Here is a 12,728-nt window from a genome sequence, read left to right on the forward strand (position 1 = left end):
CGGCTCTTACCTCCCGCCAAGTTGTTGCGCGAGCATGAAGCCCGAGGCCGCACCTGTGCCGGCGCCCGGCCATGTTGCCGCCCCGGTCAGATGCAGATTGCCGACCGGCGTGTTCCAGCCGGCGTAACCGCGCGCCGGCCGAAACAGGAAGTTCTGCGCCAGATGATGGCTGCCGCAGATCTGGTCGCCGCCGACAAGGTTCGGGTTCTCGCGTTCGAGGTCGATCGGCGAGAACACGGCACGGCCAAGGATCTTCCGGCGAAGGCCTGGCGCATAGGTCTCGATGATGTCGAGAACGCGCTCGGCGTAGCGTTCCCTAACCTTGTCCCAGTGATCTGGCGCGATCTTGTCCGCCGCATCGCCTGATATTTCGGCGGGCAGCATACGCACCTGCACCCACAGCACGTGTTTGCCGTCCGGCGCGCGCGACGGGTCGACCGCCGTCGGCTGGCCGACGACCAGCACCGGTTCGTCCGGCAGCGTGCCGGACATCGCCTGCTGATAGGTCCGCGACATGGCGTCGAGGGACGGCGACAGATGCACATAGGCGAACTGCCGAAGTTCGGCGCCGGCGCGCCAGTCTGGCAGATCGTCGAGTGCCAGATGGATCATCATCGTCCCCGGCGCGTGGCGGAACTTTTTCATTGCCGCGTCGAAGTCGGCGTCGCCGGAGCCGTTTGGCAGCAATTTCCCGGTCAGCGCTCTGGGCGCGACACCTGCGATGACCGCCTTGGTGGCGCTATGGGTTTCGCCGGAAGCGAGCCGCACGCCGGTCGCCTTGCCGGCCGAAACCGTGATCTCGGCCACGTCAGCCCCAGCGACGATCTTGCCGCCGGCAGCCGTGAGCATGCCCGACAAGGCCCGGATAATTGTGTCGGCGCCGCCTCTGCCGAGCACCATGCCGAAGCATTGGTTGGCGATGGATTCGAGGTAAGGAAACACCGCGCCGCCGGCGATGTCAGGCGCGAAATCAAGATGCATGCCCCAGGTGGCGAGCGTCGCCCTCACATGTGGTGACTGGAAAGTCTCCTCGAGCCACGCGCGGGGTGAGGAAAGCAGTAATCGACCGGTATCGAGCGCGCCGGCAAAACCCTTCTTGCGCCAGAGGTTCCAGGCGGTGCCGGCGAGCGCACGGCCGCTCATCGGCGAGCCCAGCAGCCGGAACAGGTGCTCGGCCTCTGCAGGGAAAGCCGCAACCAGACGGCGCCATGTCTGTGCATCGCCCTCGGAAAAAACCGCCATGCGCGCGGCAGTCTTTTCCAGATCGCTGCTGACGCCGAACCAGCTTCCGTCCGGGAAGGCGCTGGCAAAGCAATCGGCCACCGGCGCGAATTCCAGCCCGTGGGTTTTCAATTCATTTGCATATTTCTTGTGAAAGGCCGAGCCGGCGAACAGGCTCAGATTCATCGCGCCGAAATCGTGCCGGAAGCCGGGCAGCGTAAATTCGCGCGTCTGGACGGCGCCGCCGATCGTTGGATTGCGTTCGAAAACCGCTGTGTTCCAGCCTTTGAGCGCCAGATGCGCGGCGCATGCCAGACTGTTGTGGCCCGCCCCGACAAATATGGCGTCGAACTCGCTCACGCCCCGTCCCATTCCTTTATGCTTAAAGATAATTGCAGATGCATATGTTTTCGTCTAGTAGGATATTAAGGGCCGCAACGAGCCTTCAGAGCCATCCAAGAAGAGGGAACAGAGACCATGGACACGCAACAACTCCTCGGCGAAGTCGCCGGCCAGCTTCTTTCAGGCGCCATCCAGGTGGTCGACCTGACGGCGCCGCTCGGGCCCGACACGCCGCTGATCAAGCTGCCGCCGGAACTCGCCGTCGACACGCCGAAGATCGAGATCCATGCCATCTCCGCCTATGACAAGAACGGACCTTGGTGGGCGTGGAACTGGCTGAAGCTCGGCGAGCATTCAGGCACGCATTTTGATGCGCCCAATCACTGGATCACGGGCAAGGATTATCCGGACGGCGCTACCGACACCATTCCGGCTCAGAACTTTGTCGGACCCGTCAATGTCATCGACTGTTCGAAGGAAGCGGCCGCCGATCACGATTTCCTGCTCACCGTCGACTACATCAAGGCATGGGAAGCCAAACATGGCACGATCAACGCCGGCGAATGGGTGGTGATGCGCACCGACTGGTACAAGCGTAACGGCTCGGAAGCCGAATTCCTCAACGCCGACGAGACCGGACCGCACACGCCCGGCCCGACCGCCGAAGCCATCCAGTATCTGATCAGCAAGGACATCAAGGGCTGGGGCAGCGAGACAATCGGCACGGATGCTGGCAAAGCAGGGGGAATGGAGCCGCCATTCCCGGCGCACAGCCTGATGCACAAGGCCAACCGCTACGGTCTCGCCAGCCTCTGCAAGCTCGACCGGCTGCCGCCGAAAGGCGCCATCCTGATCGCCGCACCGCTCAAGATCGAGCACGGCACCGGCAGCCCGATCCGCGCGCTGGCGCTGGTGCCGCGCGCTTAAGCGACAGGCCACGACGATGAGCGATATCGACCACATCATCATCGGCAGCGGCATCAATGCGCTGGTCTGCGCGGCGATGCTTGGTGGCAAGGGGGCGAAGGTGCTGGTGCTCGAGCGCAACGACCGCATCGGCGGCTGCATGCGCACCGAGGAGATCACCGCTCCAGGCTTCATCCATGACGTGATGGCGACGACCTTCGTCCTGTTCATCACCTCGCCGGCCTATGCGGCGCTGGGCAAGGACCTGGCGCGGCACGGCCTGGAGTTCTGCAACACCGGCACGCCGACCGGCGTGCTGCGGCCGGACGGCAGCCATGCCGTCGTGCGTACCGACCGACCCGCCAATGTCGCGGCTGCCAATGCGCTTGCCGCAGGCGACGGCGACCGGCACCGCAGCGATGTCGGTGAGATCGAGCGCAATGCCGGCCTGCTGTTCGGGCTGCTCGGCGGCAGCCTGTGGTCCTATCCCACGGCCAGGCTGCTGGCGGGCGAAGCCTGGCGGCGCGGGCCGCGCGGCCTTGCCGCCTTTCTCGGCGAAGCGCTGGTTCCGGCACGCGGCTGGCTGGAGAGCACTTATCAGTCGGAAATCACCCGCGCGCTGTGGGCGCCCTGGGTGCTGCACGCCGGCCTTGGGCCTGAAGACGCGTTCTCCGGCCAGATCGCCAGGGTTATCGCCTTTGCGCTGGAAGCTGCCGGCGCGCCGATCGTCAGGGGCGGCGCCAAGAATCTGCTTTCTGCCTTCGAAGCGCTGATCAAGGAGCGCGGCGGCGTGATCCGGACTGAAGGGGACGTTGCCTCCATCATCCAGAGTGGAGGCCGAGCCACCGGCGTGCGGCTGGCTTCGGGCGAAACAGTCAACGCGAAGAAGAGCGTGATCTGCTCGGTCACGCCGACCCAACTTTACGAGCGGCTGCTCGGCAAGGATGCTGCAAAGGACGACATCGAGGCGGCGCAAAAATACCGCTACGGCAAAGGCAATTTCCAGATCCACTATGCGCTTGACCGGCCACCGGCATGGCGCGTCGAAGGGCTCGACAAGGTCGCGCTGCTGCATTTGACGCCTGGATTGGATGGCGTGTCGAAGGCCTGCAACGAGGCCGTGCGCGGCATGCTGCCGGAAGTGCCGACCATCTGCGTCGGTCAGCCGCACGCGCTCGACCCTTCGCGCTGTCCGGACGGCAAGGCGATCCTATGGTTGCAACTGCCCGAGGCGCCACGCTATATCAAGGGCGACGCCGCCGGCAAACTGCAGACACCGGCGGACGGCCGTTGGACCGAGGCATTGCGCGAAGCCTATGCCGACCGTGCCGAAGCGATCCTCGCCAGCCATATCGACGGGTTCAAGGACAGCGTCATCGCACGCCACGCCTATTCGCCGGCCGATCTGGAAGCGATGAACATTAATTTGGTCGGCGGCGACCCCTATGGCGGTTCCTCGACCATCGACCAGTCGTTCCTGTGGCGGCCGTTCAAGACGAGCCGCAACCACGACACCGGGGTCAAGGGCCTCTACCATATCGGCGCCTCGACCCATCCCGGCGCCGGGCTTGGCGGCGGCTCCGGCTTCCTGCTGGCGGGGAGGCTGTGATGGAACAGAAGGTTGAAAAGCGCCAGCGCATCTCGACTTTGGGTCAGATCGGCCTGCAGCAGTTCGCGCCCTATCTGATGAACCGCATTATGGGCCGCTACAACGCCACCTTGCGCGACGATTTTCGCAAGCAGGGCCTGACCATCCCACAGGTGCGAACACTCGCCGTGCTGTCGGTCACCGATGGCGTCACCGTCAATGACCTTTCGGTGTATACTGTGATCGAGCAATCGACGCTGAGCCGCACGCTTGATGCCTTGGAAACGCAAGGCCTGGTGCGGCGCGAGCCCGGCGACACCGACAGCCGCGTTCGCAAGGTGTTCCTGACCGATGACGGCCGCGCCGAGTTCGCGCGCGCCTGGCCGGCCATGCATGATGCGTTCGAGGCCATGTTCGACGACGTCGACGATGCCGAATATGCGGCGTTGATCGCCACGCTGCAGAAGATGCTGAAGAACATTCGCAAGCACGACATCTGATCTTACGCGCCGCCAAGTTGCCGGCGGCAACGGAAGGAGCAAAAAATGGCCGAACGGTCTTTTGCCAAGGAAGTCGAGAAGCTCAGGCTCGGTGCCGGCGAGGAGTTTTCCGGCGAAGGCATTCTCGCCATCACCAAGGCGCTGCTGCAATGCGGCGTCGGTTATGTCGGCGGCTATCAGGGTGCACCGATCAGCCATTTGATGGACGTGCTGGCCGACGCGCAGGATATTCTGGGCGAGCTTGGCGTGCATTTCGAGGCAAGCGCCTCGGAAGCCACCGCCACCGCCATGCTGGCGGCATCGGTGCACTATCCGATCCGCGGTGCGGCGACCTTCAAGTCGACGGTCGGCACCAATGTCGCGTCCGACGCGCTCGCCAATCTGGCGTCCGGCGGCGTCACCGGCGGTGCGCTGATCATCGTCGGCGAGGATTACGGCGAAGGCTCGTCGATCATGCAGGAGCGCAGCCATGCCTTCGCCATGAAAAGCCAGGTCTGGCTGCTCGACCCGCGACCGAACCTGCCGTCGATCGTCAAGGCGGTGGAGGACGGCTTCGAGCTTTCGGAGGTTTCCAACACGCCGGTCATGCTGCAGGTCCGCATCCGCTGCTGCCACGTCCATGGCCATTTCATCGCCAAGGACAACAAGCGCCCGGCAATGACGGTCGCCGATGCGCTCGATGCGCCGCGCCGCGACACCGGCCGCATCGTGCTGCCGCCCGCGTCCTTCCTGCACGAGAAGGAAAAGGTGCAGAAACGCTGGCCGGCGGCGGTCGATTTCATCCGCAAAAACAAGATCAACGAGTTCTTCGGTCCGGAGCAGGGCTCCGTCGGCATCGTCATGCAGGGCGGCATGTACAATTCGGTCATTCGGGCGCTGCAGCGCCTTGGCCTGGCCGACACCTATGGCGACACCGACGTGCCGCTCTATGTGCTGAACGCCGTCTATCCGCTGGTCGATGACGAGTTTCTGTCCTTCTGCGAGGGCAAGGACGCCGTTCTCGTCGTCGAGGAAGGCCAGCCCAACTACATCGAGCAGGCCTTTGCCGCGATGCTGCACAAGGCCGGGCGCGGCACCAAACTCGTCGGCAAGGAGCATCTGCCGATGGCCGGCGAATATACCGGCCAGGTGATGCTCGACGGCATCGGATCGTTCCTGCGCGCCACCATCCCGCATCTGCTGCCAAGCGAGGTCCGCGCGCCGAACAAGATCGGCGATGGGCTCGACACTGCCGACCTGATCAATGTCGTCCCGGGCCGCCCGCCCGGCTTCTGCGTCGGCTGCCCGGAACGGCCGATCTTCGCCGCGACCAAGCTGGTCGAGCAGGAGTTGGGCAAGCACCACATCGCCTCCGACATTGGCTGCCATCTGTTTTCGATCATGCCGCCCTTCGAGCTGGGCGCCACCACCATGGGCTACGGGCTGGGGCCTGCCTCGGCCTCGGCGTTGAACTCGCCCGATGCCAAGCGCCGCTCGATCTCCTTCGTCGGCGATGGCGGCTTCTGGCACAACGGCCTGACCTCTTCGATCGGCAATGCGGTGTTCAACAAGAACGACGGCGTCATCGTCATCGTCGACAATTTCTATTCCGCCGCGACGGGAGGGCAGGATATCCTTTCATCCCGCGCCGGCAACAAGACGAAGTCGACAAAGCATCCGATTACCGAGGCGGTAAAGGGCATGGGCGTCAAGTGGCTCCGCCACATCGACCGCACCTACGACGTGACCAAGATGCAAGCCACGTTGCGCGAGGCACTGACGACGGACGAGAAGGGCCCAAAAGTCATCGTCGCCTCGTCCGAATGCATGCTCAACCGGCAGCGTCGCGAAAAGCCGCTGGTCGACAAGGCGATCAAGGGCGGGACGCGCATCATCAAGCCGAAATTCGGCGTCGACGAAGACATCTGCACCGGCGACCATGCCTGCATGCGGCTGTCCGGCTGCCCATCGTTGTCGGTGAAATCGCTAGACGATCCGCTGCGCGATGATCCGGTGGCGCATATCGATCAGAGCTGCGTCGGCTGCGGCAATTGCGGCGAGGTGGCCGATGCGGCGGTGCTCTGCCCATCCTTCTACCGCGCCGACGTGGTGCACAATCCCAGCCGCTGGGACCGTTTCCTGGAAGCCGCCCGCCGCGCCACGATCGGCCTCTTGCAGCGGCGCCGCGAAAGCCGGCGCCTGACATTCGCCGATGCTTGACGCCGTTCCCTCATCGCGCTCGAAAGCCGGCGCTCCCGAAGACGAGCCCGTCATCAAGCTTGCCGTGTTGGCGGTCGGCGGCCAGGGCGGCGGCGTGCTGGCCGACTGGATTACCGACGTTGCCGAGCGCAACTTCTATGTCGCCCAATCGACCTCGGTCGCCGGCGTTGCCCAGCGCACCGGCGCCACCATCTACTATGTCGAAATGTGCCGCGACACCGGCCGTCTGCCGGTCTTCGCGCTGTCGCCGTCGCAAGGCGACGTCGATATATTGATCGCCGCCGAACTGATGGAAGCCGGCCGCGCCATCATCCGCGGCTTCGTCACGCCCGAGCGCACGACGCTGATCGCCTCGTCGCACCGCATCGCAGCGGTCTCGGAGAAGATCGAGCCCGGCGACGGCCGCGCCTCGTCCTCGAAGGTGCATGCCACGGCGGAAGCCGCCGCCAAGCGCTTCATCGCTTTCGACATGGAGAAGATCGCCGCCGACAATGGCTCGATGATCTCGGCCAGCCTGCTCGGCGCCCTGGCCGGGTCCGATGCCTTGCCGTTCACGCGCGAGAGCTATGAGCAGGCGATCGGCGCCGGCGGCCGCGGCGTGAAGGCCAGCCTCGCCGCCTTCGGCGCCTCCTTTGATCGGGCCCGCGGCAGCGCGAGTGCGCCATCGGGCGACAAGACTGCACAGCAGGCGGCCGCTAAAACCGGCTCGGGCGCGGCGACAAAAGTCAGCGGCCCGGAAAGCCTGTTGAAGGGCTGGCAACAACTGGCGTCGCGCGTCGCTGCGCTGCCTGTACCCGTGCACGACATGGCGCTTCGCGGCCTGAGGAAAGTCGTCGACTATCAGGACGTCGCCTATGGCGGTGAGTATCTCGACAGGCTCGACAAGACAGTCGCTCTAGACGATGCCGAACATGGCTACGCGCTGTCGAACGCCGCGGCAAAACATTTGGCCAACGCCATGTGCTACGACGATATGATCCGCGTCGCCGACCTGAAGACACGTTCGAGCCGCGACCAGCGCGTGCGCCGCGAGATCGGCGTCAAGCAAGGCGCGGTCCTGCAGGTGACGGAATATTTCCATCCGCGCATCGAGGAATTCTGCGGCACACTGCCGGCCGGGCTCGGCAGCTACATCGAGGCGCGGCCGAAGCTTGCCGCCTTTCTCGACCGCCGCATAAATCGCGGCCGTCACATCCGCACCGACAGTTTCGCCGGCTTCGCCGCTTTGTGGTTCATCGGCGGCCTGCGCCGCTGGCGCCGCCGCCTGCTGCGCCACAAGGTCGAGACCGCGCATCTCGAGCGTTGGTACGCACTGGCGCTCGGCCAAGTCGGCCAGGACTATGCGCTTGGCACGGAAATCCTCAATTGCCGCCGCCTGATCAAGGGCTACAGCGACACTCACGCCCGCGCGCAGTCGAAATTCGACCGCGTGCTGTCGGCGCTCGACCTGCTCGAGGGCCGCGCGGATGCCGCCGACTGGATCCGGCGCCTGCGCGAAGCCGCGCTGAAGGACGAGAAGGGCGACATGCTCGACGGCGCGCTGAAGACGGTGGCGTCGCTGGGAGATGGCGACGTTCCATCGAGTTGATTTGTGAAATCTTGGTGCCGCCGCTGATATAGCACCAGAACACGAATTCAGTGGAAGCGCTGATCGACAACTTCCTCGACTCGGACGACGGTGCAGGGTTCCCTGGCAAGCTCCGTGCAGCTCCGTCCGACGACCATCTCACGAATCTCATCGCAGGCCTGAAGCAGCGGCGCTAAGCAGGGTCAATTAAGTGAGTTCGCTTCCTCTCCGACCCCATGCACCAGCAACAACGTCTTTTAGCGCTGTTGAACTAATAAGTTCGTTAGCCGTGTTGATTTCCTTTGACGCTCTCTCTCCAAGATGTTGCAAATAGACTTCGGCGTAAAACTCTGCATTTGAAAGTCGATATTGATCCTATGACAATTTCTGTGACATTCAGTTTTGGGCGATCACTGTGACAATAACGGGGGCAGCTGCACTCTCAATAGAAGCCATGTTACCTTCGACTGAGACGACGCCAAAGGGCGTATTGACACGATTAAAGTGTGTTTCACCGAAGAGGCCATCAATATTTGCTGGAAACGCTCTTCCAGTAGATTTGTCGAACACGTTTGCAAAATATTTTCCTGGCCTTCGTTCGATAGCGAAGCGCCGCAACATGAATTGCGGAACGTAGTGGTGGAGCTTCGCGTCCGATGAACTGTTATTCATTGCCTCAGCCTTCAAAGCGCGCATGGTGCTTGACTACGAGCGCCTCTACGGAGCCGATTTTCCATACCCTTCCGACGGAGAGTTCATACTCATCCGGAGAAACACCGTCGCGCCCGGCGTAAACGCCAACCATTAGAGAATCCTCGGCCTTTTGCTCGACCTCCGTGCCCTCATCGGAGTAGAGCTTATCCCCCGCCCTTGCCAGACAAACGACTGGCGACCCGGACATCCCAGATTTGGTCATCGCGTCAACGTAAAAAGCATTGTCATAATTTCGCCCGCAAAGGCTTACCCCCGTTTGCGGCTCGGATGCGATGGATGCTCGTTTCCAGATTGGGAAAATTCCATTCGAACTAATCCCCAAAGGGTAGCCGATCACAAAGACCTCGGATCCGATCCGTGGATAGAAATGGGCGATGTCTTGCGCCCTCACCATTCCTGGCTTGGATGTCACATCTGCCTCCCGCTTCAATGTAACTTTCCCCCCCTCGATACATCTCAGTTTTGAAATTCCGTCGCGCAGCTCTGGAACATGCCGATTGATGGGTATCACGACATAGTCATTCTGCACCTCCGGTTCCTTTTCGTCGAACCAGATGGGAGAACCAGCTTTGTCATACAAATCCAATTCCATTGGTTTGAAGTACATCAAGCCAAGACGCTCCTCTCCGGGTTCCTTGGGCGTAAACACCGCCACGTGAAAAGAGATTCGGTTGGGTATTCCGCCCATTCTGGAGATGCAGGCACCAGTGACCGGGTGGATACCGCTGACGACATGCCAATTGGTCACCAGGCTGTACAGGGGCCCAACGTGCAGCACGAAGCCCGTCGCACAACTTAGACGCTGCTCATTGAAATAGAGGTCTATGCGCGTGGTCGCATAGCTGAGCGGGTGTCCCGGCCAAAATGTGACAGTCGTGGTGTCTGGCAACTTCCCCTCCAAGCGCAAGAAGGCGTCGCCCGCTCACTGGGCGACGCATATGACTCGTGCACGGGGGAGAGCCCTATGCAAGCGATTCTAAATGCTGGGAAATTGTTGGTGCCGCTTAGGTGACTCGAACACCTGACCCCATCATTACGAATATCGTAACTACGCTTTTCATATCTCCTCATCTACGAACATCATTCCCGCTGTAAGCCTTGATTTGCAAGGCGTTGCGTGTTCTAAGCTTCTCATACGTGAACATGCCAGCACCGCTTTGGCTGTGGCCTATGTGTGGCCTATGAGGGGGTATCCGATGAGCGCCTTGACCGAATTGCAGTTGAAGAATGCCAAGCCGAGCACCGACAAGGCCCAGTACGAAATCAAGGATGGAAAGATCGCCGGACTGTTCGTCCGCATCAGCAAGGAATCAAAAACCTTCGTTCTGAAATACCGGCACGAGGGCCGGTCTCTTCGGTTCACGATCGGACGCTATCCCGATATCTCGCTGCTGGAGGCTCGCAACAAAGCGCAGGAAGCTCGCACTCATGTCGCCAAGGGGCTAGACCCTCAGGCAGTCAAGAAAAAGGAGAAGCGAAAGCTCGCCGATCGGGTGGACGCTCTCGTGGGGCAGTTCATCGAGGCCGTACGCGAGGGCGACGGCTTCGACAAGAAGTGGGATTCGTGGAAGCTGGTCGAGCGGAGCCTGAAAGAATACCTTGTCTCCCAGTACGGCACTCGCTCTGTCCACCACGTGACGAAGGCGGACATCAAGAGCGCCTTGAAGCGGATCGTTGCCATGGGTCATCCGCAGGCGGCCAACACGGCGTTTTGGTATATTCGGGCATTTTTCAATTGGTGTAGGAAGGAAGATGTCATCGCTGTTTCGCCGTGCGACGGACTGGACAATCCCGCACCGATCAAGACGCGTGAACGGGTCGTTTCAGATGCGGAGTTAGCGGCGATATGGAAGGGCTGTGAGCCTGCCCCGGATGATGTCGGTTACCCGTTCGGCTCGATTGTCAAACTGCTCATTCTGACAGGCCAGCGCCGTACAGAGGTCGCGGCAATGCGGTGGTCTGAACTCAACCTTGACGAAGGTAATTGGGAAATATCCGGCGACCGAACCAAGAATGAAAACGCCACCACCATCCCGCTACCGACGCTGGCAATCGACATCCTGCGACGCGTTCCCAAGATCAAGGACTCGCCGTTCGTCTTTCCTGCGAGAGGCAATAAGGACAGTCATTTCTCAGGCTACGCGAAGGGCAAGAAGCGTCTGGACGACAACACGGCTATCGATGAGAAGCCGCTGGAGAACTGGACGCTGCACGACCTCCGCAGGACCCTGGCAACGAACCTTGGCGAGAGACAGGTACCGCCGCACGTGATCGAGCACATCCTGAACCACTCGGCAGCGTCCATGACCGGTGTGGCCAAAATCTACAACCGCTACGCCTATGGGAAGGAAAAGCGAGAGGCGCTCCAGTTGTGGGCAGATCAGATCGAAGGGCTGCTTAAGCAAGCGGCGGAAGGGCACGCTCTGGCGGCGTAGGAAGGTGAGGCACCACGATTTCCAGCGCCTCATCGAATTGAAGATCATGTTTGACTAGGAGCCGAGCGGCCAAGGCTTCGATCGCAGGCCAGCATTCGCGTACCAAGCGCGCCGTGCGATCTTCGATATTTCCCCAGTCAGGTCGGCGCGACATCAGGAAATTCAGATCACTGTAGACCCGCTCGGCTTCCACGTAGTCGCTGCTCCCCTCGTTCATGTCGTTCGCCTCCATCGCCATATCAAATGGGTCGTGGTAGCCATCGAAGGCAGCTTCTGCGAAAGGGCCGGCGAGACAGGCGATTATCTCCCAAATCGCCCAATCCCGCTCGATACGCCGAGCCATATCAATATCACCCGCGATTCCGGTATATTCCCGCGTCGAGTACAGGAAATTGCCCTTTACGAAGCCCGGACCCCGAATATTGTCGATGTGAACGCTCTCAAAAGCAGGAAATTCAGGATCGTCTCCGAACACCCGCCGATTGAATAGGATGTAAGCGACTGCGTGTCCCGCCTCGTGGTATGCGACGGCAGACCAATCGACCATGGTCATGAAGCACGCCTTTGCTTGGTCTTCGCATCCATCCATGCCATGATCTCGGAATAGACCCACGCCACGCGGCCGGGGCCGAGGCGAACGCGCTGCGGGAAGAGTCCCGTCTTCTCCAGTCGGTCGATGTGCTGCGGCGATATCGATGTCAGTTGCCGCAATTCCGTTTTGCCGACGAAACGCTCGCCGGTGAAAGCGCGGATTGGCGTCGTCACTGGTGAGTGTTTCTTGACGCCGCGTGGCACGGTCGAAGTGGTGAAAAGGTCGCTCATAATCAAGCCCGTTAGCGAAGCAAACCAACACCGTCAACAGACAAAAAGGCTCTGAAAAACAGGCGCAAGAGGCACAAAAGCGGAGCCGTTGAAAAACAACGAAATCGATCAAGACTTTGCCGCAAGGCTCCGCTTTTGCCGTTGCTGTAAAATAAAAAGAGGCCGCATCGGCGTGAGACGATGCGGCCCAAAACTAGCTCCGGTGCGAGACGGAGCTATTCGATATCTAGCAGTGATCAGAACCTACGTTTGCGTGGGAAGGCTCGCCGGAACGGCCCCGCAAGATCGTAGCACCGTCGCCGCATGATCGGGTCTCGCGGCTCACCCATGTCTGCCAGCCGGTCGAACTCCATCTGGATTTCCTGGGGCAGCACTTCGAGGTCTTTTTCACGGATACCGAGACCATTAATAAAATCGTACTGGTGGATGTTCAT

Annotated in this window: 12 protein-coding genes; 6 read left to right on the forward strand and 6 right to left on the reverse strand. The window is 61.4% G+C overall.

Features of this window, described 5'->3' with window-relative positions; all coding sequences use genetic code 11:
* Positions 1 to 6 precede the first annotated feature (6 nt).
* Positions 7 to 1,581 carry a phytoene desaturase family protein gene (locus NKJ94_RS01900; protein WP_352522693.1) on the reverse strand — a complete coding sequence of 525 codons (1,575 nt, stop codon included), beginning with the start codon at positions 1,579 to 1,581 and terminating at the stop codon, positions 7 to 9.
* 117 nt (positions 1,582 to 1,698) lie between these two features.
* Between NKJ94_RS01900 and NKJ94_RS01905 the strand changes: the two genes are divergently transcribed.
* The 5 genes from NKJ94_RS01905 to NKJ94_RS01925 are packed head-to-tail and all read left to right on the forward strand — an operon-like array spanning position 1,699 to position 8,344.
* On the forward strand, positions 1,699 to 2,490 hold the full coding sequence (locus NKJ94_RS01905; protein ID WP_352522694.1) for a cyclase family protein: 792 nt from the start codon (positions 1,699 to 1,701) through the stop codon (positions 2,488 to 2,490).
* Positions 2,491 to 2,506: 16 nt separating this feature from the next.
* The gene (locus NKJ94_RS01910; protein WP_352522695.1) at positions 2,507 to 4,078 is read left to right on the forward strand and encodes a phytoene desaturase family protein; all 1,572 of its coding nucleotides are present in this window, start codon (positions 2,507 to 2,509) and stop codon (positions 4,076 to 4,078) included.
* Positions 4,078 to 4,557, forward strand: coding sequence for a MarR family winged helix-turn-helix transcriptional regulator (locus tag NKJ94_RS01915; protein ID WP_352522696.1), 480 nt, complete (start codon positions 4,078 to 4,080; stop codon positions 4,555 to 4,557). Before NKJ94_RS01910 ends, NKJ94_RS01915 begins: the two co-directional genes overlap by 1 nt.
* A 45-nt stretch (positions 4,558 to 4,602) precedes the next feature.
* A complete protein-coding gene (locus NKJ94_RS01920) occupies positions 4,603 to 6,756 on the forward strand; it encodes a thiamine pyrophosphate-dependent enzyme (protein ID WP_352522697.1) in 2,154 nt (717 codons plus the stop codon).
* Positions 6,749 to 8,344 (forward strand): indolepyruvate oxidoreductase subunit beta family protein, encoded by a 1,596-nt coding sequence (locus NKJ94_RS01925; RefSeq protein ID WP_352522698.1) that lies wholly within the window; start codon positions 6,749 to 6,751, stop codon positions 8,342 to 8,344. The genes NKJ94_RS01920 and NKJ94_RS01925 overlap by 8 nt, the downstream gene beginning before the upstream one ends.
* A 375-nt stretch (positions 8,345 to 8,719) precedes the next feature.
* Here NKJ94_RS01925 and NKJ94_RS01930 read toward each other — a convergent pair whose 3' ends face one another.
* Both NKJ94_RS01930 and NKJ94_RS01935 read right to left on the reverse strand, forming a co-directional pair.
* Positions 8,720 to 8,995, reverse strand: coding sequence for a DUF4238 domain-containing protein (locus tag NKJ94_RS01930; RefSeq protein ID WP_352522699.1), 276 nt, complete (start codon positions 8,993 to 8,995; stop codon positions 8,720 to 8,722).
* 4 nt (positions 8,996 to 8,999) lie between these two features.
* Positions 9,000 to 9,926 (reverse strand): trypsin-like peptidase domain-containing protein, encoded by a 927-nt coding sequence (locus NKJ94_RS01935; RefSeq protein WP_352522700.1) that lies wholly within the window; start codon positions 9,924 to 9,926, stop codon positions 9,000 to 9,002.
* Positions 9,927 to 10,233: 307 nt separating this feature from the next.
* On the opposite strand from NKJ94_RS01935, the gene NKJ94_RS01940 reads away from it, so the two are divergent.
* Positions 10,234 to 11,472 carry a tyrosine-type recombinase/integrase gene (locus NKJ94_RS01940; protein WP_352522701.1) on the forward strand — a complete coding sequence of 413 codons (1,239 nt, stop codon included), beginning with the start codon at positions 10,234 to 10,236 and terminating at the stop codon, positions 11,470 to 11,472.
* Here NKJ94_RS01940 and NKJ94_RS01945 read toward each other — a convergent pair.
* The 3 genes from NKJ94_RS01945 to NKJ94_RS01955 all read right to left on the reverse strand — a co-directional run bounded on the left by NKJ94_RS01945 (position 11,435) and on the right by NKJ94_RS01955 (position 12,728).
* The gene (locus NKJ94_RS01945) at positions 11,435 to 12,025 is read right to left on the reverse strand and encodes a hypothetical protein (protein ID WP_352522702.1); all 591 of its coding nucleotides are present in this window, start codon (positions 12,023 to 12,025) and stop codon (positions 11,435 to 11,437) included. The genes NKJ94_RS01940 and NKJ94_RS01945 overlap by 38 nt on opposite strands.
* On the reverse strand, positions 12,022 to 12,294 hold the full coding sequence (locus NKJ94_RS01950) for a helix-turn-helix transcriptional regulator (RefSeq protein WP_352522703.1): 273 nt from the start codon (positions 12,292 to 12,294) through the stop codon (positions 12,022 to 12,024). The genes NKJ94_RS01945 and NKJ94_RS01950 overlap by 4 nt, the downstream gene beginning before the upstream one ends.
* A 236-nt stretch (positions 12,295 to 12,530) precedes the next feature.
* Positions 12,531 to 12,728, reverse strand: a complete 198-nt coding sequence (locus NKJ94_RS01955) for a hypothetical protein (RefSeq protein WP_352522704.1) — start codon at positions 12,726 to 12,728, stop codon at positions 12,531 to 12,533.

The sequence above is a fragment of the Mesorhizobium sp. M0060 genome (assembly GCF_040323155.1).
GTDB lineage: Bacteria > Pseudomonadota > Alphaproteobacteria > Rhizobiales > Rhizobiaceae > Mesorhizobium.